Source organism: Streptomyces sp. NPDC029151, assembly GCF_055564315.1.
In genome coordinates this window covers 239372-259301 of the sequence record NZ_JBVHWQ010000008.1, presented here as the reverse complement: position 1 = coordinate 259301, position 19930 = coordinate 239372, and the positions used below count along the sequence as shown (strand labels likewise).

Annotated in this window: 20 protein-coding genes and 1 tRNA gene; 13 read left to right on the top strand and 8 right to left on the bottom strand. The window is 74.3% G+C overall.

Features of this window, described 5'->3' with window-relative positions; all coding sequences use genetic code 11:
• Positions 1-56 precede the first annotated feature (56 nt).
• From ACZ4VF_RS28335 to pqqE, 6 genes are all read left to right on the top strand, one after another.
• The gene (locus ACZ4VF_RS28335; RefSeq protein ID WP_467929454.1) at positions 57-1169 is read left to right on the top strand and encodes a PQQ-dependent sugar dehydrogenase; all 1113 of its coding nucleotides are present in this window, start codon (positions 57-59) and stop codon (positions 1167-1169) included.
• 70 nt (positions 1170-1239) lie between these two features.
• Positions 1240-1377, top strand: coding sequence for a pyrroloquinoline quinone precursor peptide PqqA (pqqA, locus tag ACZ4VF_RS28330; RefSeq protein ID WP_467929453.1), 138 nt, complete (start codon positions 1240-1242; stop codon positions 1375-1377).
• Between the two features lie 7 nt (positions 1378-1384).
• Complete coding sequence (gene pqqB, locus ACZ4VF_RS28325; RefSeq protein ID WP_467929452.1) at positions 1385-2299, top strand: pyrroloquinoline quinone biosynthesis protein PqqB; 915 nt, start codon at positions 1385-1387, stop codon at positions 2297-2299.
• Positions 2296-3030: a pyrroloquinoline-quinone synthase PqqC gene (gene pqqC / locus ACZ4VF_RS28320; RefSeq protein WP_467929450.1), complete on the top strand. Its 735-nt coding sequence runs from the start codon at positions 2296-2298 to the stop codon at positions 3028-3030. Before pqqB ends, pqqC begins: the two co-directional genes overlap by 4 nt.
• Positions 3027-3317, top strand: coding sequence for a pyrroloquinoline quinone biosynthesis peptide chaperone PqqD (gene pqqD, locus ACZ4VF_RS28315; RefSeq protein WP_467929449.1), 291 nt, complete (start codon positions 3027-3029; stop codon positions 3315-3317). Before pqqC ends, pqqD begins: the two co-directional genes overlap by 4 nt.
• Positions 3314-4480: a pyrroloquinoline quinone biosynthesis protein PqqE gene (gene pqqE, locus ACZ4VF_RS28310; protein WP_467929448.1), complete on the top strand. Its 1167-nt coding sequence runs from the start codon at positions 3314-3316 to the stop codon at positions 4478-4480. The genes pqqD and pqqE overlap by 4 nt, the downstream gene beginning before the upstream one ends.
• A 50-nt stretch (positions 4481-4530) precedes the next feature.
• Here pqqE and ACZ4VF_RS28305 read toward each other — a convergent pair whose 3' ends face one another.
• On the bottom strand, positions 4531-5979 hold the full coding sequence (locus ACZ4VF_RS28305) for an MFS transporter (RefSeq protein WP_467929447.1): 1449 nt from the start codon (positions 5977-5979) through the stop codon (positions 4531-4533).
• 242 nt (positions 5980-6221) lie between these two features.
• On the opposite strand from ACZ4VF_RS28305, the gene ACZ4VF_RS28300 reads away from it, so the two are divergent.
• Positions 6222-7130 carry a helix-turn-helix transcriptional regulator gene (locus tag ACZ4VF_RS28300; protein ID WP_467929445.1) on the top strand — a complete coding sequence of 303 codons (909 nt, stop codon included), beginning with the start codon at positions 6222-6224 and terminating at the stop codon, positions 7128-7130.
• 129 nt (positions 7131-7259) lie between these two features.
• Here the strand turns inward: ACZ4VF_RS28300 and ACZ4VF_RS28295 are convergent.
• A tRNA-Ala gene (locus tag ACZ4VF_RS28295) sits at positions 7260-7332 on the bottom strand.
• 183 nt (positions 7333-7515) lie between these two features.
• Here ACZ4VF_RS28295 and ACZ4VF_RS28290 point away from each other — a divergent pair.
• Both ACZ4VF_RS28290 and ACZ4VF_RS28285 read left to right on the top strand, forming a co-directional pair.
• A complete protein-coding gene (locus ACZ4VF_RS28290) occupies positions 7516-8064 on the top strand; it encodes a helix-turn-helix domain-containing protein (protein ID WP_467929444.1) in 549 nt (182 codons plus the stop codon).
• Between the two features lie 149 nt (positions 8065-8213).
• Complete coding sequence (locus ACZ4VF_RS28285; RefSeq protein ID WP_467929443.1) at positions 8214-9545, top strand: serine/threonine-protein kinase; 1332 nt, start codon at positions 8214-8216, stop codon at positions 9543-9545.
• On the opposite strand, the gene ACZ4VF_RS28280 is transcribed toward ACZ4VF_RS28285, so the two are convergent.
• On the bottom strand, positions 9509-10828 hold the full coding sequence (locus ACZ4VF_RS28280; RefSeq protein ID WP_467929441.1) for a hypothetical protein: 1320 nt from the start codon (positions 10826-10828) through the stop codon (positions 9509-9511). The two genes, ACZ4VF_RS28285 and ACZ4VF_RS28280, sit on opposite strands and share 37 nt — an antisense overlap.
• Before the next feature lie 321 nt (positions 10829-11149).
• Positions 11150-11278 carry a DLW-39 family protein gene (locus ACZ4VF_RS28275; RefSeq protein ID WP_003999697.1) on the bottom strand — a complete coding sequence of 43 codons (129 nt, stop codon included), beginning with the start codon at positions 11276-11278 and terminating at the stop codon, positions 11150-11152.
• Between the two features lie 255 nt (positions 11279-11533).
• Between ACZ4VF_RS28275 and ACZ4VF_RS28270 the strand changes: the two genes are divergently transcribed.
• Positions 11534-11908: a DUF6344 domain-containing protein gene (locus ACZ4VF_RS28270; RefSeq protein ID WP_467929440.1), complete on the top strand. Its 375-nt coding sequence runs from the start codon at positions 11534-11536 to the stop codon at positions 11906-11908.
• A gap of 204 nt (positions 11909-12112) precedes the next feature.
• Complete coding sequence (locus ACZ4VF_RS28265; protein WP_467929439.1) at positions 12113-12901, top strand: glycosyltransferase family 2 protein; 789 nt, start codon at positions 12113-12115, stop codon at positions 12899-12901.
• A 1-nt stretch (position 12902) separates the two neighbouring features.
• Here the strand turns inward: ACZ4VF_RS28265 and ACZ4VF_RS28260 are convergent, their stop codons facing one another.
• On the bottom strand, positions 12903-13103 hold the full coding sequence (locus tag ACZ4VF_RS28260; RefSeq protein WP_467929437.1) for a ferredoxin: 201 nt from the start codon (positions 13101-13103) through the stop codon (positions 12903-12905).
• Positions 13104-13207: 104 nt separating this feature from the next.
• Positions 13208-13693, bottom strand: coding sequence for a hypothetical protein (locus tag ACZ4VF_RS28255; RefSeq protein ID WP_467929436.1), 486 nt, complete (start codon positions 13691-13693; stop codon positions 13208-13210).
• A 516-nt stretch (positions 13694-14209) separates the two neighbouring features.
• Between ACZ4VF_RS28255 and ACZ4VF_RS28250 the strand changes: the two genes are divergently transcribed.
• Complete coding sequence (locus tag ACZ4VF_RS28250; protein ID WP_467929435.1) at positions 14210-18460, top strand: nSTAND1 domain-containing NTPase; 4251 nt, start codon at positions 14210-14212, stop codon at positions 18458-18460.
• A gap of 116 nt (positions 18461-18576) precedes the next feature.
• Here the strand turns inward: ACZ4VF_RS28250 and ACZ4VF_RS28245 are convergent, their stop codons facing one another.
• Complete coding sequence (locus tag ACZ4VF_RS28245) at positions 18577-18954, bottom strand: VOC family protein (protein ID WP_467929434.1); 378 nt, start codon at positions 18952-18954, stop codon at positions 18577-18579.
• A gap of 65 nt (positions 18955-19019) precedes the next feature.
• Complete coding sequence (locus tag ACZ4VF_RS28240) at positions 19020-19421, bottom strand: STAS domain-containing protein (RefSeq protein ID WP_467929432.1); 402 nt, start codon at positions 19419-19421, stop codon at positions 19020-19022.
• A 107-nt stretch (positions 19422-19528) separates the two neighbouring features.
• Here ACZ4VF_RS28240 and ACZ4VF_RS28235 point away from each other — a divergent pair, with 107 nt between their 5' ends.
• A complete protein-coding gene (locus tag ACZ4VF_RS28235) occupies positions 19529-19885 on the top strand; it encodes a helix-turn-helix transcriptional regulator (RefSeq protein ID WP_467929431.1) in 357 nt (118 codons plus the stop codon).
• Positions 19886-19930: the final 45 nt, after the last annotated feature.

Genomic DNA, 19930 nt, shown 5'->3' with positions numbered 1-19930 from the left:
TGCGGAGGGGGTGCCCCCCAGGGAAACACCGAAGGAAAGGCATCACGATGTCACGCTTGGCGCATTCGGCGCTGCACAGGGCCCGGCTGGGAACCGCCGCGCTCACCGCCGTCGCCGCCGTCCTGGCCGTAGGCCTGGCCGGACCGCCCTCGACGGCCGCGGAACCGCCCGCCGTTCCCCGCGCGGGCGGCGCACCGTCCTCGATCAGCACGCTGAACCGCACCCTGACGACGCCCTGGGGAATCTCCTTCCTCCCCGGACACAAGGCGGCGCTGGTGACGGAACGCGACACCGCCGTGGTCTGGAAGATCGCCCTGGACGGCGCCAAGAAGAAGGCCGGCACGGTGCCGAACGCGGTGTGGAGCAAGGAGACGCAGGACAAGGGCGGACTGCTCGGTGTCGCCGTGTCCCCGACCTGGAACGGGACGTCCGACAAGGACGTGTTCTTCATGGAGACCACGCGCACGGACAACCGCGTGGTCAAGATGCGTTTCGACGGCGACGAACTGAGCGGCTACACCCCCGTCCTGACGGGAATCGTCAGGGACACCCAGCACAACGGCGGGAAGATCGCCTTCGGGCCCGACGGATACCTGTACGTCACCACCGGCGACGCCCAGAAGCGCGAACTGGCCCAGGACAAGAAGTCCCTCAACGGAAAGATCCTGCGGATCACCAAGACCGGTGCCGCGGCTCCCGGGAACCCCTTCGGCACCCGCGTCTACAGCTACGGCCACCGCAACCCCCAGGGACTGGCCTGGGACCGCGCCGGCCGCCTGTGGTCGACCGAGATCGGCGCCGAGAAGTGGGACGAACTCAACCTCGTCAAACCGGGCCGGAACTACGGCTGGCCGACCTGTGAGGGCTCCTGCTCCCGCGCCGGGATGACGAACCCGAAGATGGTCTGGGACCCGGACGACGGAGGCGTGCCCGCCCAGGTCGCGATCGTCGACAACGTCATCTACGCCACCACGCTGAGCGGCCACCGGCTGTGGCGCATCCCGATCGACGCCACCGGCCAGGACGTCGGCCACGCGACCGCCTACTACCAGGGCGCCTACGGCCGGCTGCGGGCACTGGCCAAGGTCCCCGGCGCCGACCAGCTCTGGATGGGCACGAGCGACCGCGGCGTCGCCAAGGACCGCCTCCTCAAGGTGACCATCCGGTAGGGACGGCCGGCCGAAGGCTCCCTCCCGACCGGGAGGGCGACACCCCCTTGCAGAAAGGAAGGTACGCACCATGACCGAGACCGCCGAGCGGGCCGAGCAGAACGCCCGCACCCCCGAGGAGACCGAGCGGACCGCCTGGCAGACCCCCGGATACGTGGTCGTCGACACCGCGCTGGAGGTCACCGCCTACTCCCTCAGCGTCCGCTAACCCCGTCATGCTGCTGCAGGTGCTCGGTACCGCGGCCGGCGGCGGCATCCCCCAGTGGAACTGCGCGTGCCCCGGGTGCTCCGGGGCACGCGCCCACCCCGGGCGGCGCCGCCGACACGCCTCACTGGCCGTCCGTGCCGACGAGGGCCGCTGGTACCTCGTCAACGCCACTCCCGACCTCGGCGACCAGATCGAGGACCACCCGGTGCTGCACCCCGGGCCCCGACCCCGGCAGACGCCGGTCGCCGGGGTCGTCCTCACCGACGCCGAACTCGACCACACGCTGGGCATCTGGCGGCTGCGCGAGGCGGACCGCCTGGAGATCCTCGCCACCGCCCCCGTCCGCCAGGCGGTCGAAGGCCGCCTGCGTCTCGGCCCGGTCCTCACCCCGTACACCACGCTGACCTGGCGGGACCTGCCCTGCCCGGGCACCCGGCCGCTCCTCGGCGACACCGGCGGCCCGGCCGGCTCCGGCGTACTGATCAGCGCCGTACCCGTCTCCGGCAAACGCCCGCGCTACGCCGTCGACGCCCCGGCGGACCCCGCCTGGGTCGTCGCGCTGCGCCTGTACGAACCGGCCACCGGCCGGTCCGTCCTGTACGCCCCGGCCGTGGCCGCCTGGTCCGACGCGCTGCACCAGGCCGCGGCCGAGGCCGACTGCGTCATCCTCGACGGCACCTTCTGGGACGAGGAGGAACCCCGCAGCGCCGGCATCTCCCCCCGCACCGCCACCGGCATGGGGCACCTGCCCGTCGACGGGCCGGGCGGCACCGCCCGCATCCTCGCCACGCTGTCCGCACGCTGCCTCTACACCCACCTCAACAACACGAACCCCCTCGTCGACCCCGCGGCGCCGCAGCACAAGCGGCTCGCCCGGCTGGGTCTCGAGGTGGCCGAAGACGGAATGGTGATCGAGCTGTGACCACGACACCCGCCCCGCCGGCGAAGCCCTGGAGCCGCCCCGAGTTCGAGGCCCGCCTGCGCGCGGTGGGCCAGGACCGCTACCACGACCGCCACCCCTTCAACCTCCGCATGCACCAGGGCGACCTCACCCCGCAGGAGGTGCGCTGCTGGATCACCAACCGCTTCCACTACCAGCGCCACATCCCGGTCAAGGACGCGCTGATCCTCGCGAAGCTGGACTCGTCCCTGCTGCGCCGCATGTGGCTGCGCCGGATCGAGGACCACGACGGGCGCGCCGAGGGCGAGGGCGGCATCGAGCGCTGGCTGCGGCTCGGCGAAGCGGCCGGCCTGGACCGCGCGACCCTGCTGTCGGGCGGGACCGTGCTGCCGGGCGTCCGGCTCGCCGTGGAGGGCTACGTCAACTTCTGCCGGCTGCGCTCGCCCCTGGAGGCCGTCGCCGCCTCGCTCACCGAGCTGACCGCTCCCGATCTGATGCGCCTGCGCATCGAGGCGTTCGAGCGCCACTACTCCTGGATCGCCCCCGACGGACTCGCCTACTTCCGCGCCCGCGTCGACCAGGGCCGGCGCGACAGCGCCGAGGCGCTGGACCTCGTCCTGGAGTGGGCCCGGACCCGCGAGGAACAGGAGAAGGCCGTGGCCGCGCTCTCCTTCAAGTGCGACGTGCTGTGGTCGCTGCTCGACGCCGTACAGCAGCACACCGGTCAGCACCGCCTGCCGGAGCCGGTGTGACGCCCCGGCTCGCGGACCCGCCGGCCCCGGCCGACGGGTGGCGCCCCGCGCTCGCCCCCGCGCTGATGCTGCGGCACGACCCCGTGCGCGGTGCGGACCTGCTGGTGCTGCCGGAACGCGTGGTCGTCCTCACCGGACGCGCCGGCGCCGTCGTCGGTCTGTGCGACGGCACCCGGACCGTGTCCGGGATCGTCGGCGAGCTGTCCGCACGCTTCCCCGGCGCGCCGGTGGCCGGCACCGTCCCCGCCTTCCTGGACAGCCTGCGTCAGGAGGGCTGGCTGACGTGAGCGCTCCCGTGACCCCCGCAGCCGCCGTGGCACCCCCGTGGGCCCTGCTCGCCGAACTCACCCACGCCTGCCCGCTGCACTGCCCGTACTGCTCGAACCCCCTGGAGCTGGCCCGCCGTTCCGCCGAGCTGAGCACCGAGGAGTGGACGGACGTCCTGCGTCAGGCCGGTGCGCTGGGCGTCGTGCACACCCACCTCTCCGGCGGCGAGCCGCTGCTCCGGCCCGACCTGGAACAGATCGTGGCCGCCGCCGAGAACGCCGGGATCTACAGCCAGTTGGTCACGAGCGGCACCGGTCTGGACGAGGACCGGCTGGCCGCGCTCATCGCGGCCGGGCTGCGCAGCGTCCAGCTGTCCGTGCAGCACGCCGACCCGCGGGCCGGCGACCGGATCGCCGGACGCCCCTCGTCCTTCGCCGCGAAGGAACGGGCGGCGGCCCTCGTCCGCGGGGCCGGGCTCCCGCTCGGCCTGAACGTCGTACTGCACCGCGACAACCTCGACGCCGTCGACGACCTCATCGACCTGGGCCTGGCCTGGGGAGCGGACCGCGTCGAGCTGGCCAACACCCAGTTCTACGGCTGGGGCCTGCTCAACCGGTCCGCGCTGCTGCCCACCCCCGACCAGCTGTCCCGCGCCCGGGAGACGGTGGAGCGCCGCCGGGAGCGACTGGGCGACCGGATCGACCTGGTCTGGGTGGTCCCCGACTACTTCGACGGCGTGGCCAAGCCCTGCATGGGCGGCTGGGGCGCGGTCTCGCTCACCGTCGCACCGGACGGAACCGTCCTGCCCTGCCCCGCGGCCGCCTCCCTCCCGGACCTCGACCCGCCCAGCGTCCGCGACCACCCCCTCGCCTGGATCTGGGAGCACTCCCCGGCCTTCGGCCGCTACCGCGGCACCGACTGGATGACCGGCCCCTGCAGCGGCTGCCCCCGCCGGGAGGAGGACTTCGGCGGCTGCCGCTGCCAGGCCTTCGCCCTCACCGGCGACGCCACCCGCACCGACCCGGCCTGCGCCCTCTCCCCCGACCACCACCTCGTCCGCGACCTCGTCCACGACCCGGCCGGTGCGGACCGTCCGGAGCCGCCTCCCTACGTCTACCGCCGCCCCGGCGCGGCACCGGTACCGGCACCGGCCCCCGCCGCCGGGGGCCGCGACCCCCTCTGACACCGGTCGGCGAGGCGGAGGCGGTGCCCCGGGGCCCGGCGGCCGGCGCGTCACCGCGCCGGGGCCCGGTCGCCGCGCAGGAACACGGCGCTGGTGACGACCCCGAGGAGGACGATGGCGGCGTTCACCGCGATCGCGACCCTCAGGCCCCCCAGGACGGCCGAGGCCCCGGTGCCCGCCATGGCGGCGGTGACGACGGCGCTCATGACCGGTGTGCCCATGGTGATGCCGACCTGCTGGGTCATGGTGGCGAGGCCGGTGGCCAGACCCTGCTCGCGGTCGGGGAGGCCCGTGGTGGCGGTGACCATGAAGCCGACGATGACCAGCATGTTGCCGACACCGCCGAGGAAGCTGGCGACCAGCATCAGCCACATCCACGAGCGGTCGTCGCCGAGGCCGGCCAGTGCCGCGGTGAACACGGTCTGCAGGAGGCCGCCCACGATCAGCGTCCGCTTGCTGCCGATCCTCCCGATGGCCTTCGGGGCCATGACACCGCCGGTGACCGTTCCCAGGCCGAGGACGCCGAAGGACAGGCCGGCGGCGAGCGCGGAGAAGCCGAGGACGTCCTGCAGGTAGAGGGTCAGCGGGAAGACCAGGGAGCACTCGGTGAGGAACGCGATCAGACCGGCGACGTTGCCCCAGGCCACCGACCGCCTGCCGAGCACGCCGAGCGGCACCAGCGGCGCGGCCACCTTGCGCTCGACGGCGTAGAACACCACGAGCAGCACCACGCCCGCCGCCAGCGACAGCAGGGCCTCCGCCGAACCCCAGCCCTTCTCGCCCGCCTGCGTGAGGCCGAAGACGACGGCCAGCAGGCCGAGGGTGACGCTGACGGCACCGGGCAGGTCCAGCCGGGGACGGTCGTCGGGACGGGATTCCCTGACGACCGTGGGGGCGACGAGCAGTACGACGGCCGCGACGGGCACGTTGATGAAGAACGACCACCGCCACGACAGCAGATCGGTCAGCACACCGCCGAGGACGGCGCCCGTGGTGAAGCCGCCGGACATCAGCGCGCCGTTGAGGCCGAGCGCCTTCTGGCGCAGCGGGCCCTCCGGGAAGGAGGTGGTCATCAGCGACAGCGCGGCGGGAGTCACGGCGGCGGTGGCCAGACCCTGGAGGACGCGGGCCACGATCAGCATCTCCGGGTTCCGCGCCAGCCCGCCCAGGAGCGAGGCCGCGCCCAGGACCACGAGACCGCCGAGGAACAGCCGGCGACGGCCGAACAGGTCGGCGACCCGGCCGAAGAGCAGGGTGAAGCCCGCCGCGCACAGCGCGAACGAGGTGCCGATCCACTGCAGGCGTGACAGCGGGAAGCCCAGATCCTCGCCGATCACCGGCAGCGCCACGTTCAGGATGGCAAAGTCCACGGCCAGCATGAACTGCGTGGCGAGCAGCAGTACCAGCACCAGCCTGAGCCGGGGAGTGAGTACGGCGGGTGCCGCGTCGACGGCGGTGCCGGGTGCGGCACCGGCCGTCTCGGTCTCGGTGACAGACATGACGTCGATCCCTCTTCCTCGTTGGTTCCCGACCCGCGCCGCGCTCCGTCGCGCCACGCGCGGTTACGGGGAAGAGGCTCGTCGGCGCCCGGGTTCGGAGCCAGCACCCTTGCGTGCACAGCCGGCCCGAGGGTGGTCATTTCCTGACCACCCTCACGGCTTTCGGCCGTCGCGACCGGCGGGCATCATGAGAGGCCGACGGTGGCCAGAGCCTGCCGCACTCCGCCGACCTGGAGGCATGAATGGACGCCTCGTCCGAGCTGGGAGACTTCCTCAAGTCGCGCCGCGCCGCGCTGCGCCCCGAGGAGGCCGGCATCGACCCCTACCCGGGCCGCCGCCGCGTCACCGGGCTGCGCCGTGAAGAGCTGGCGACGCTCGCGGGGGTCAGCATCACCCACTACACCCGCCTCGAACAGGGCCGCTCCACCGGTGTCTCCGAGGGCGTGCTGGAGGCGATCGCGCGCACCCTGCGCCTCACCGAGGACGAGACGGCCCACCTGAAGGACCTCGCGCGCCCCGCTGCCGCCTCGTCCCGCCCCGCACCGCCCCGGGTGGCGCACGCCAGTGCCTCGGCCCGGCGGCTGCTGGCGGCCATGACCCACGTACCGGCCGTCATCATGGACCGGCGCAACGACGTCCTCGCGTGGAACCAGCTGGGTCACGCGCTGCTCGCCGGCCACCTGGCGCCCGACAGCCCCGAGACACCCGCCACCCGTCCCAACCTGACCCGGATGCTGTTCCTGGACGAGCAGTACCGGCAGTTGTACGCGAACTGGGACGAGCAGGCCCAACTCGCCGTGGCCAGCCTGCGCCTGGTCGCCGGCCGCCACCCCGACGACCGTGCCCTCGCCGAGCTCGTCGGGCAACTCACCATGAAGAGCGACGAGTTCGCCCGACGCTGGGCCCGGCACCCGGTGCGCACCTGCACCTCCGGGGTGAAGCAGCTGCGTCACCCCCTGGTCGGTGCGCTGGAACTCGGCTTCGAGAACCTCGTCATCCCCGGCACCTCGGGCCAGCGCCTGATCGCCTACACGGCCGAGCCCGGCTCCCCGTCGGAGGCGGCACTGCGGCTCCTGGGCAGCGCGACGGCCCCGGCGGCGCGGGACACGGCGGCGGTACGGCACTCGGTCACCGCTCCGGCGGCCCGCTGAGCCCGGCGGGCACGGACTCCGGCCGCCTCGCCGGGCCGGCCGGGGAGGACGACGTACGAGACGTACGAAGAGACGACGCACAAAGAACCCCCCGACCCACGTTTCCGCAGGTCAGGGGGCTCTTGATTGTGGAGCCTAGGGGAGTCGAACCCCTGACATCCGCCATGCAAAGACGGCGCTCTACCAACTGAGCTAAGGCCCCGGGAAGGAGCGACCGGCCGGAGGAGTCACGCTCCGGCGAGTGCCGCAGACCAGAGTACCGGGTCACCCCCCATATCCCGCAAAAAGATTGGGGGTCCCCGCGGATGACCACTCTCCGTAAGATGCTCGACGTGGTTCGCTACAGCGAACCGCGGTTTTTCAGGGGAAGCGATGGGGAGACGCAATGGACGCCGCACAGCAGGAAGCCACCGCCAGAGCGCGGGAGCTGCAGCGGAACTGGTACGGGGAGCCGCTGGGGGCGCTCTTCCGTAAGCTCATCGACGATCTCGGGCTGAACCAGGCCCGGCTCGCGGCGGTCCTGGGCCTGTCCGCTCCGATGCTCTCGCAGCTGATGAGCGGCCAGCGCGCGAAGATCGGCAATCCCGCGGTGGTCCAGCGGGTGCAGCTGCTGCAGGAGCTGGCGTCCCAGGTGGCCGACGGAAGCGTGAGCGCCGCCGAGGCGACCGAGCGCATGGACGAGATCAAGAAGTCGCAGGGGGGCTCCGTGCTCAGCAACACGACGCACACGACGAACAGTTCGGGTGTGCCCACCGTCAAGCGCGTGGTCCGCGAGATCCAGTCGCTGCTCCGCTCGGTGGCCGCCGCGGGCGACATCATCGAGGCCGCGGACGCCCTCACCCCCAGCCACCCCGAGCTGGCGGAGTTCCTCCGCGTCTACGGCGCCGGCCGTACCTCCGACGCCGTGGCGCACTACCAGTCCCACCAGAACTGACCCCGCCGGCCGGACGCGGGGCCCGGCGGACACGGGGCTCCCGGGGGACTCGGTGCCGGCAGGCATGGCGCTCGCCTCGTGGGTAGGCAGTAGCGAGCGGTACGGGGGCGCGGGAGGTTCACCGGACCAGGGGAGGAGCGGCGGCTGCCATGGGTGAGGTCTTCGCCGGTCGGTACGAGCTGGCCGACCCCATCGGACGGGGAGGCGTGGGCGCCGTCTGGCGTGCCTGGGACCACCGCCGTCGGCGGTACGTGGCCGCCAAGGTCCTCCAGCAGCGCGACGCCCACTCCCTCCTCCGCTTCGTCCGCGAGCAGGCCCTGCGCATCGACCACCCGCACGTCCTGGCCCCGGCCAGCTGGGCCGCCGACGACGACCAGGTGCTGTTCACCATGGACCTGGTCGCCGGCGGCTCCCTCGTCCACCTGGTCGGCGACTACGGCCCCCTCCCGCCGGCGTACGTGTGCACCCTGCTCGACCAGCTGCTGTCCGGGCTCGCCGCCGTCCACGCGGAGGACGTGGTCCACCGGGACATCAAGCCCGCCAACCTGCTCCTGGAGGCCACCGGCACCGGCCGGCCGCGGCTGAGGCTGTCCGACTTCGGCATCGCCATGCGGCTCGGCGAACCCCGGCTGACGGAGACCAACCTCGTGGTGGGCACGCCCGGTTACCTCGCCCCCGAGCAGGTCATGGGCGCCGACCCCGACTTCCCGGCCGACCTGTTCGCCGTCGGCCTGGTCGCCCTGTACCTCCTACAGGGAGCCAAGCCCGACGCCCACGCGATCGTGCAGTACTTCCTGGAACACGGGACGCCCGGGCCGCCCCACGGTGTACCGGAACCCCTCTGGCAGGTCATCGCGTCGCTGCTCCAGCCGGACCCCGTGGACCGGTTCCGTACCGCCACCGGGGCACGCAAGGCGCTGGCCGCCGCGGCGGAGCTGCTGCCGGAGCCCGGCCCCGACGACGAACTCATCGAGATCTTCGACCAGCTCGGCCCGCTGCCCCCCGGTTTCGGCCCCGACGGTCCCCTCCGGCAGGCCTCCGGCGTGGCCCTGGAGCTGGTCCCCGGCGGTACGCCGTCCCCGGCCGCCGAGACGACCGGCACCGGCTCCCTCTCCGACACCGGCAGCTTCCGGCTGCCCCCTCCCCGGCAGACCGGACGGCTCCGGCAGCGCCCGGAGCCCCTGCACCCCTCGCCCTCGCCCTCGCCCTCGCCCTCGCCCTCGCCCTCCGCGTCGTACCCCCCTGCCGACCCCCGCGTCGACACCGGCACCGCCGCGTACACCGCCCGCGATCCCCAGGCACCCCCGCCCTCCGCACCCCCGCCGCCCACGGCCACGCCCCCGCCCGCAGCACGCGCCCGCGGCCGCCGGGCCCGGCGCGCGGCCCGTCGGCCGGGACCCCCGGCCAGGGCCGCGATCCCGATCCTGCTGCTGGCGCTGGTCTGCTACGCGGTGGGCTTCTGGGCGCTGGCCCGGGTGTGAGCCCGGCGGGCCGCCACCGTCCACCCGCCGAGGAGCAGGAGCAGGGCGGTGCCCGTGCCGAGCCCGCCGACGGCGACCAGCAGCATCACCCGGTGACCGGCACCGGGACCGGTGTCCCCGGTGAGCGCGGCCTCCCGGTCCTCCTCGGTGACCGTGAAGACGCCGTCCGGCACGGGCCGGCCGGCGTACGCCGGTCCCGCCTGGGCCCGGCCGTCCACCCGGACCCGCAGGGTCACCTCGAACGGCCCTTTCCCGAACGCGCCGGTCAGCTGGGTGCCGAGGCTCACGGCCAGGTAGTACGCGCCGGCGAAGCGGACGGAGGTGACGCCGGCGGCCACGGCGTAGCGGTTGGTGTACTCCACCGGCGGCAGCGGTGCCAGGGCGACGGACTTCGGGGCGCCGGTGTAGCCGAGGGAGGCGCCCTCGACGTAGCCGCGCACGGGGTTGTAGAGGGAGAGGTCGAGGGCCCCGCCGGCGTAGCCGTGGCCCGGGGCGCCGGCCAGCTCGGCGGAGGCGTGCAGCCGCCGGCCCCAGTCCAGCGGCACCTTGTAGAACCGGGTCTCGCCGGGAGTGAGGGTGGTCCGCCAGACGCCCTGCCCCAGCGCGCGGGCGGTGGCGAACCCGGTGCCGCCGGAGCGGTCGCGGGGGGTGCCGGTGAGGGGGTCCGGGGTGGCGGAGTCCCAGCCGCGCGGCGCGGTGGTGGGGCCGGCCGCGGTGAGGCCCGGTTCGGTGGCGGGCGCGATCTCCAGGTCCCACCGCCCCGAGGCGGCCGCCGTACCGGAACCCTCGGCGTCGAGGCGTTCGACCAGCAGGTAGTACGTGCCCGCGCCCTGGCACAGGGCCCTGCCGGCCTCGCGCTGTCCCAGCGCGGTGACCGGGCGCGGGCTGAGCCCGGCGCCGAAGCGTGCGGAGGCGTAGGAGCAGGAGGTGCCGTCGGCGTCCCGGACCGAGACCCGGATGCCGTCGGTGGCGGAGACCGAGGCGTCCGCGGGCGGTACGGCGGTGACGGGGACGTACGCGGTGTCCGCGGCGGGGAGCCGCAGGCGGTACAGGAGCCGGCCGCGCGGGGGCAGGGAGCTGCGGTAGGCGTGGCCGGGGTCCAGCAGGGCGGCGTCCGCGGTGCGCTCCGCACCCTCGACGGTCCGGGCGCCGGGCGCGAAGGCGTACGACCCCGGGTGCGCGTCGGCGTCGGCGGCCGCCGCGGCGGCCGCCGGGGCGCGGGGCGGCAGGACGAGGGCGCCGGTCAGCGCCAGCAGCGCGGCCGCGGCGCGTCGGAGGGCCACGGCGTACCGCCCGGCCGGGACACGGGGGGTGGTGTCCGGGGCCCGCGCGGCCCGCCGCCCCGCCCACGTCGCCGTACCCCCTCGCGCCCGCACGCGCCACCACCCCCAGTCGTCGGACGGCCGCACCGTGCCGCAGGCCCCATCCTGCCCCGGGCGCCGCTCCGCCATCCGGGCAACGCGGACGCCTGTCCGAAACGCCCGGCGGGATCCGGCACCCCCGCGCGTCCTCCTAACGCGGCCGCCCGGGCCCCGCAACCCGGGAGAACGCGAAACCCCGACCGCTCAGGCGGCCGGGGTCGGTTCAGCTCGGGTACAGGGGACTCACGAACCCGTGGGCACGGAGTCAGTCGCCTCCGTCCACAGGTCCTGCTCGGCGCGATCCGCCTGGATCTGCCGGTACACGAGGAGCCCGCCGATGGCGGCCAGTGCGACCAGGAGCAGCTTCTTCACCGCGCGACCTCGTCTTTCCTTGACGTAGGGGACCTCTGGCGCCCGACTATACACACCGACCGATATCGATCGGTGACCTGCGTCGGGCCCCAACTCCCGCCCGGGCGCGGCGCGGAACCTCTCCGGCCCTGTGCGTCCATACGAGTGGTGTTGATCTGAACATCGACGCGCCACGGGCGTCGGTCCACCACTTCGCGACCCTCATACACATCATGAGGAAAGTACGCAAATCGCCCGACCCGAAAGTGAGGGGCCATGGCCCGGAACAAGGTCATGAAGCTGTGGACCGCCATCGTCACCGCCTTCCTCGCGCTGTGCACGGCGCTCGGACTCGTCACCGCCGCCACCGCGCCCGCCGCCGCGGCCGGTCCGCGCACCGAGAGCCCCCGCACCGACACCGCGCAGCGCACGGCCCCGACGATCCCGGCGGCACGCCACTGGGCCTGGTCCCACGGCAGGGCCCTGCCCCCCACGATGAAGCAGCGGATCCGGGCCGAGGCCCACGGGAAGACGCCGGGCTGCCGCCACCGCCCGACCGCCGAGACCCAGTCCCCGTCCGAGACCGCGGCCCACGAGGACGCCTCCGACCCCTCGGACCCCGCCGACCCCGCGCGCCGCCTCGACTGCTGAGCCTCCCCCACCGCAGTACCGCAACGTCTCGACCCACGGCGACTTGCGTACGCACCAGTCGACACGAACAGACCCCCGGCCGGGCCAGGCCGGGGGTCTCGCGCTGTTCCGGCGCCCGGTACGACATGCTCGTACGGCCTCGCGGCACACGCGGACCCTCGCGGGGCATCGCGCGGAACACCAGACGTACGACCCGGAAAGGTGGTGAGCGCTGCCGTGAACCGGCGCGTCACCGTAGTCACCGCTGTCCACGCCCCCTCCGCCCGGTTCCTGCCGGACGCGTACGCGTCCCTGTGCGCGCAGCGGCTGCCCGCCGGCTGGGAGTGGGAGTGGGTCGTGCAGGAGGACGGCACGACGGACGCGGTCCGGCCCCACGTCCCGGACGACGCCCGGGTGTCCTTCCGCCAGGGCCGGCCGGGCGGGCCCGGGGTCGCCCGGACCATCGCGCTGGCACGGGCCGGGGGCACGTACGTCAAGGTGCTGGACGCCGACGACCAGCTCACGCCGGGCGCGCTCGCCCGGGACCTCGCCGTGCTGGAGGCGCAGCCCACCGTCGGCTGGGCCACGTCCCGCGTGCTCGACCTGCTGCCCGACGGCTCCACGGCCGGTTTCCCCGGGGACCCCGACGAGGGCCCGATCGAGCGCGGCAGCGTCCTCGCACAGTGGAAGCGGAACGACTTCCTCGCCCCGGTGCACCCGGCGAGCCTGTGCGTGCGCCGGGAGCTCCTCACCGCCCTGGGCGGCTGGATGGCGCTGCCGGCCTCCGAGGACACCGGTCTGCTGCTGGCGCTGGACGCGGTGAGCCGCGGCTGGTTCTCGGCACGGACCGGGCTGCTGTACCGCAAGTGGGCGGGGCAGGTCACGGGGCAGGCCGCGCACGTCGATCCCGCCGAGCGCGCGGCCCGCGCGGCGGTCGCCGAGGACCGGGCCCGTGCGCTCGCCGCCTTCGGCTGGAGCTACCCGCCCGCGGCCACCGCCACCAGGACCGCGTGAGTCACCCGCCGAGGGCGATCGCCTGCGAGGGGCACCTCTCGGCCGCCTCCCGCATCTCCTCCCGCACCCGCGGGTCGTCGGCCGCCTCCGCCGCGCCGGGCCGGACGACGCCGTATCCGTCCTCGAACGCGAACACGGCCGGAGCCCGGTGCGCGCACTCGGCGGAGCCGTAGCACAGGGAGCGGTCGACGGAGACCTTCATGCGTCCTCCAGTCGTGCAGTCGTGGGCGGTGACCTCCAGGACGTCACTGCCCGGCCGCACGCCCGCCGAACCGGCCCGCCGGCGGCCAGGGCCTTCCCCGGTGCCTAGTCCTGACGGCTTCCGGCCGCCGCGAGCCAGTGGGCCACCCGGCGGACCGTCGGCTCGTCCAGCCGGTCGGCCAGGGCGCGGACCGCCTCGCCGTCCTCGGGGCCCAGGTCGTACAGGCCCGCCTTGCCCAGTCCGGCCATGAGCACCTGGTGCCGGCGGTCCGTCATGCGCTCCGCCAGCCGGGCCGGCTCCGGGGCGTCCGGGGGGCCGGGTGCGGGGCGGCGCGGTGCGGAGGCGGGGGCCGTGGCGTACGGGGGGTCGAACAGGCGCCAGGCGCCGTTCTCGGGGCCCCAGAGCGCAACCGTCACCTCACCCCCGCGGGCCCGCACGGTGCGGGTCATGTCCCCGACGGCGTACCGCACCGGCCCCTGGTACGGGGACTCCGCGCCCACTGTCCAGATGTCCCGGGCGGCCTCGTGGAACATCGCGACCCAGCGCGGTTCACCGGGTGGCCGCGGGCACCGGGGACGCTGCTTCTCCATGTCACTCACCCCTTCGGGACGACCCTGCGGGAACGACCGGGGAGGCGACGGTAGCTGACAGACCGTCAGATATCCAGCGGTCGCGGGTACACGGGCGGGTTCCCGGCCCGCCCGGCACCGGTCCCTCCCCTCGTGGGGACCGGTGCCGGGCGGTGCGGGGCGATCGACCCGCGCCATGTCGGCGCGGCACGGGTCGAAGGACGGGGGCCGCCGAAACACGGAGGCCCGGCTTCCGGAGCTTCCGGCGGTGCGCACCGGCTCATCCGCCGGGCGCGGCACGAGGTGACCGACGATGACCGAGAACGTTCGGCGCCATGGGCTGTCTCTCCGAGCGCTGTGCCGGTGGCCTGTCCGGACGGTAGGTGACGGGTCCGCTACGGGGTTCGGATCCTGCCATCTGTCGCCTCCGCAGAGGAGGTTCCGGTCTTTCGCCCAGTCCTTCACCGCAGGTCAGCCGTATAAGGTGAGTTTTCCGGTCCGGACGTCCACACGCGCTGGAGAGTAAGGGGTGGGACCTTGAGTTCCGACTCAGGGGCACGCACAGCCTTCGCCGAGCGCCTCGCGCTGCTGTACAAGGAGGCCGGAAATCCTCCCCTGAAGAGCGTTGCCGAGGCGGTCGTACGACTGCAGAGGACGGACGAGCGCGGCCGGCCCGTGCGGGTGTCGGCACAGCGGATCAGCGACTGGCGCCGGGCCAGGAACGTACCGGCCCAGTTCGCCGCCCTCGCGGCCGTCCTGCAGATCCTGATCCCGGAGGCGCGGCGGCTGCGGCCCGCTCCGGTCTCCGCCGGCCTGTACGACCTCGCCCACTGGCAGCGGCTGTGGGAACTGGCGGTGGCCGGGCCGGCCGCCGACCGGCCCGCGCCGCCCTCGGAGGAGAACCGGCGGCCACCGGCCCAGGCCCCGCCGGTCGCCGGCGGCGTGTGCCCCTACCGGGGCCTGGCCCCGTACCGGCGGGAGGACGCCCGCTGGTTCTTCGGCCGTGAACGCAGCACGAACGCCCTCGTCTCCCAGCTCCGCGCGGCCGAGCGGTCGGGCGGGCTGGTGATGCTGGTCGGCGCCTCCGGAGCGGGAAAGTCCTCCCTGCTCAACGCCGGCCTGGTCCCGGCGATCCGCGGCGGCGCCCTCTCCTCCCAGGCCCCCGGGAACTCCCCGTCCCCCCAGGCCTCCCACGGCTCCCACGGTTCTCAGGCCTCTCACCGTCCTCAGGCCTCCGACGCTCTCCAGGCCTCCCCCTCACCCGAGTCCCCGGACTCGCCGGTTCCAGCGACCGTTCCCGCGCCCGCGCCCCTCGACTCGGCCGCCGGCGCGACCGCCGACTCCGCCGCCGGCCTCCCGCCCGGCCCCGCGTCCCCCGCCGACCCGCCCGACCCCGTCCTGCAGCTCGTCCCCGGTGCCGATCCGCTCGGCGAGCTGGTGCGCCGGGTCCCGGAGCTGGCCGCCGTCGCCGCCGAGGCGCGCAGGGCCGAGCGGGCGGCCTCGCGGAACCCGGCGCTGCCCGGCGGCGACGCTCCCCACCTGGCCCGCGCCGTGCGCGAGGCGGTCGCGGACTGGGCGGGCCGTGCCGCCGGCCCGGACATCCGGCCGGTCGTCATCGTGGACCAGTTCGAGGAGGCGTTCACCCTCTGCGCCGACGAGGCGGACCGCCGTACCTTCGTCCAGCTCCTGCACGCGGCCTGCACCCCGCCCGCCGGCTCCCCCGGACCCGCCCCCGTGCAGGTCGTCCTCGGCATCCGCGCCGACTTCTACGAGCAGTGCCTCGGCTACCCGGAACTGGCCGACGCGCTCCAGCACCGGCACATGGTGCTCGGCCCGCTGACCAGCACCGAACTGCGCGAGGCGGTGACCGGGCCGGCCAAGGCGGTGGGCCTTGAACTGGAGCCGGGGCTCGCCGAGCTGATCGTGCGCGAGGTCAGCGCCGACGGCCCGCGCGGCGCGCACGACGCGGGCGTGCTCCCGCTGCTGTCGCACGCGCTGCTGGCCACCTGGCAGCGCCGGAAGGCCGGGCGGCTGACACTGGCCGGCTACCGCGCGGCCGGCGGGATCCAGGGTGCGGTCGCCGCGACCGCCGAGCGGGCCTGGTCCGGGCTGGACCCGGCGGCCCGGACCGCCGCCCGGCTGCTCCTGCTGCGGCTGGTCCGGCTCGGCGAGGACACCCAGGCCACCCGCCGGCGCGGCACCCGGCGTCAGCTGGCGGAGGAGTCGGCCGACCCCGGCAAGACGGAGGAGTCGCTGGAGGCCCTGGTCCGGGCCCGGCTGGTGACGCTGGACGCGGACACCGTGGAGATCACCCACGAGGCCCTGCTGCACGCCTGGCCCCGGCTGCGGCACTGGATCGACGAGGGCCGCGGCGACCACCTGCTGCGCCAGCGCCTCGAGGAGGACGGCCGGGCCTGGGAGGACTCCGGCCGGGACAGCTCGCTGCTGTACCGGGGGTCCCGGCTGGAACAGGCCCGCAGCTGGGCCCGGTCGGCCGGGGACACCTACCTGACCCGCAGCGCGGTGGAGTTCCTGGCCGCCTCGGTACGGCTGCGCAAGCGCACGGTGTGGCTGAGCCGGGCCGCGGTGGCGGCGCTGGTGGCGCTGGCCGTGCTCGCCGCCGGCTCCGCGGTGATCGCCTGGAAGCAGCGCGACGACGCCGTGTTCGCGCAGGTCCTCGCCGAGGCCGACCGGGTGCAGCACACGGATCCGTCGCTGGCCGCCCAGCTCGATCTGGTCGCGCACCGGCTGCGGCCCGGGGACGAGGGCACGTACAGCCGCCTGATCTCGATCGTGAACGCGCCGCTGGCCACCCCGCTGTCCGGCCACACCGGTGCCGTCTACCTCACCTCGTTCAGCCCGGACGGCCGCACCCTGGCCACGGCCGGCTACGACCGCACGGTCCGGCTGTGGGACGTCCGGGACCCGCACCGCCCGGCCCCGCTCGGGAGGCCGCTCACCGCGCACACCAGCTGGGTGAGCAGTGCCGTCTTCAGCCCGGACGGACACACCCTGGCCTCCGCCGGGGACGACGGCACGATCCTGCTGTGGGACGTCACCGACCCCGCGCGCCCGGTTCCGCTCGGCCGGCCCCTCACCGGCCACAAGGGAACGATCTACCTGGTCGCCTTCAGCCCGGACGGCCGCACCCTGGCCTCCGCCGGCGAGGACCACACCGTGCGCCTGTGGAACGTGGCCGACCCGCGCCGGCCGAAGGCCGCCGGGACGCTGCGCGGACACGGCGCCGCGGTGCGCTGTGTGGCGTTCAGCCCCGACGGGCGCACCCTCGCGGCGGGCGGTGACGACGAGAGGATCCTGCTCTGGGACACCTCCGCCCCCGGCCGCCCCCGGCGCATCCCCGCGGCCCTGACCGGCCACACGGACCTCGTGCACTCGGTGGCCTTCAGCCCCGACGGACGCACCCTCGCCAGCGGCAGCGCGGACGACACCATCCGGCTGTGGAACCTGCGGGACCCGGCGCACCCGTCCCCACTCGGCTCACCGCTGACCGGGCACACCGGCCCCATCTGGTCCGTGGCCTTCAGCCCCGACGGCGGCAGACTCGCCGCCGCCAGCGCGGACAGCACGGCCAGCCTGTGGAACGTCAGCGACCCCGCCTCCCCCTCCCAGGTCGGCGAGCCGCTGGCCGGCAGCAGCGGCGAGATGTACGCGCTCGGCTTCAGCCCGGACGGCCGTACCCTCGCCACCGGCAGCGGTGACGGCAAGGCGCGGCTGTGGTCGCTGCCGACCTCGGACATGATCGGGCGCAGCGGTGCGTTCCGCCCGGACGGGAAGGTGCTCGCCACCGCCTCGCGCGACGGCAGGGTCCGGCTGTGGGACGTGGCCGCTCCCGGCCGGCCCGTGGCGCTGGGCCCGCCGTTCATGCGGACCGACGGCGGCAACCGTTCGATGGCGTTCTCCCCCGACGGCCGCACCCTCGCCGTACTGAACGGCATGAGCACGCTGTACCTGTGGAACGTCACCGACCCGTCCCACCCGGTCCGCGCCGCCTCCCTGGCCCTGCGCACCCGCTTCGCCGGCCCCCGCACGCTGGCGTACAGCCCGGACGGGAAGGTGCTCGCCACGGCCTACGACGACCGCACCATCCAGCTGTGGAACGTCACCGACCCCGACCGCGCCACCCCGCTCGGCAAGCCCCTCACCGGCCACCGCGGCTACGTCAACGCCCTCGCCTTCGGCCCGGACGGGCACACCCTGGCCAGCGGCAGCGCGGACCGCACCATCCGGCTGTGGAACGTCACCGTGCCCGCCCGCGCCGTCCCGCTCGGACGGCCGCTCCCGGCCCACTCCGGCCCGGTCAACGCGCTCGCCTTCAGCCCGGACGGGCACACCCTGGCCAGCGGCGGCGACGACGACACGGTCCGCCTGTGGAACGTCACCGACCCCGTCGCGGCGAGCGCCCTGGGCGACCCGCTCACCGGACACACCGAGGCGGTCACCTCCCTGACGTTCAGCCCCGGGGGCGACACGCTGGCCAGCGGAGGCAACGACAACACGGTCCGCCTGTGGAACGTCACCGACCCCGCCGGCGCCACCTCGATCGGCCAGTCGATGAGCCCGAACGCCACGACGGGCACCTTCCTCGCCTTCAGCCCCACCCGCCATGTCCTCGGCGTCTCCAGCGGCACCGACACGGTCCGCCTGTGGAGCCTGGACGACGACGCGGCGATCCGGCACATCTGCGCGGTGACCCGGGGCGTCCTGACCCCGCGCCGCTGGCACGAGTACCTGCCCCGCCTCTCCTACGACCCCCCGTGCGGTCGATGATCGGCCAACATCCCTGTTTCCCGCCGGACTTGGCCCCACGGAACGGTCAACCTTGTTACCCTTGGCCATAGCCCGATCGCTGGTGCATCCCCCGTCGCCAGCGGTCGGGCCTTTTCTCATGCCTTGTCGCCGACGTCCTCGGCCTGGGGCCGTTGGCCGAGGACGCAGAACTCGTTGCCCTCCGGATCCGCCATGACCACCCACGACTGCTCGCCCTGGCCGATGTCGACCCGCTTGGCGCCCAGAGCCTCCAGGCGGGCCACCTCGGCGGCCTGGTCGTCGGGCCGGAAGTCGAGATGCAGCCGGCTCTTGGACTTCCTGGCCTCGTCGAGCCGGACGAAGTCCAGCCCGGGCAGGCGGTCCGGCGCCGGACGGATCTCGAACTCGTCGTCAGAGGAGTAGACGACGACCCACCCCAGGGCCTCGGCCCACCACTGCCCGAGAGCCACCGGATCCGCCGAGTGGACGATTACCTGTTCCCATTCCAAGGTCATCCGCCGATCGTAGGGCGCCCGGGGAAAAGCACAACGGCTTTTCCCCGGAAGCCGTCGGCGGGGGCTCAGGAGAGGGCGGCGGCGTCCACGGTCTCGTGTATCCGCAGCACGGAGTCGGTTCCGGTGATCGCGAACAGCCGCCGGAGCTGCGCCTGCGGCGCGGCCACCCGCAGGGTGCCCGTGTGGTGGGCGAGGATCAGCAGATTGAGGAACGACGAGTCCGCGAAGTCGACGCCGGAGGCGTCCAGGATCACCTTCGGGTGGTTCCTGACGGCCGCGTCCAGCGACTCCGCCAGGGACGGGACCGAGTGCAGGTCGTAGCTCCCGTGGGCGGCGACGACCCAGGCGCCGTGCCGTTCGTACTGACGCAACGCGGTCACCGGCCCGGCCTCACCGGCGTCGTCCGGCCCCTGCTTCCCGCCGGCGCCACTTGTGAGCGTCGGCATGACGGCTTCGTCCCAGGACACCTTCGGGGCTCCTTCCGTGGCGCTTCGACGCGGAGCACGTCAACAGTTACCGGAAAAGTATGTCACGTATCTGTGTTCGGCAATGGTGGGCCCCTAAAATACGGGTCATGGTTGGAGTGCCCGAACCTCACCGGGGATGGACGTTCATCACGAGCCACGCACGTGTACTGGCAGCCATCGCCGACAACCCGAACGCCCGGATCCGCGACATCGCTGCCCGCTGCAGGCTCACGGAGCGCGCGGTCCAGCGCATCATTTCCGATCTCGAGGACGACGGTTACCTCTCCCACACGCGCGACGGGCGGACGAACACCTACCGCATCGAGCCGGACAAGGTCCTGCGCCATCCCGCGGAAGCCGGCCTGTCCGTGGCCTCCCTGCTGTCCCTGCTCGTGCAGGACGAGACCGACCGGGGCAAGGCACCGGGGGCGATCACGGCGCGTACCTCCTCGACCCGCCCCTGACCCGGGCTCACCGCGGCCGGGGCTCGGCGAGGAGGCTCCACCGGC

Coding starts and splice junctions, on each gene's coding strand:
- pqqA (WP_467929453.1), top strand. CDS start 1,240: ATGACCGAGACCGCCGAGCGGGCCGAGCAGAACGCCCGCACCCCCGAG.
- pqqB (WP_467929452.1), top strand. CDS start 1,385: ATGCTGCTGCAGGTGCTCGGTACCGCGGCCGGCGGCGGCATCCCCCAG.
- ACZ4VF_RS28305 (WP_467929447.1), bottom strand. CDS start 5,979: ATGTCTGTCACCGAGACCGAGACGGCCGGTGCCGCACCCGGCACCGCC.
- ACZ4VF_RS28300 (WP_467929445.1), top strand. CDS start 6,222: ATGGACGCCTCGTCCGAGCTGGGAGACTTCCTCAAGTCGCGCCGCGCC.
- ACZ4VF_RS28290 (WP_467929444.1), top strand. CDS start 7,516: ATGGACGCCGCACAGCAGGAAGCCACCGCCAGAGCGCGGGAGCTGCAG.
- ACZ4VF_RS28285 (WP_467929443.1), top strand. CDS start 8,214: ATGGGTGAGGTCTTCGCCGGTCGGTACGAGCTGGCCGACCCCATCGGA.
- ACZ4VF_RS28270 (WP_467929440.1), top strand. CDS start 11,534: ATGGCCCGGAACAAGGTCATGAAGCTGTGGACCGCCATCGTCACCGCC.
- ACZ4VF_RS28260 (WP_467929437.1), bottom strand. CDS start 13,103: ATGAAGGTCTCCGTCGACCGCTCCCTGTGCTACGGCTCCGCCGAGTGC.
- ACZ4VF_RS28255 (WP_467929436.1), bottom strand. CDS start 13,693: ATGGAGAAGCAGCGTCCCCGGTGCCCGCGGCCACCCGGTGAACCGCGC.
- ACZ4VF_RS28245 (WP_467929434.1), bottom strand. CDS start 18,954: ATGACCTTGGAATGGGAACAGGTAATCGTCCACTCGGCGGATCCGGTG.
- ACZ4VF_RS28235 (WP_467929431.1), top strand. CDS start 19,529: ATGGTTGGAGTGCCCGAACCTCACCGGGGATGGACGTTCATCACGAGC.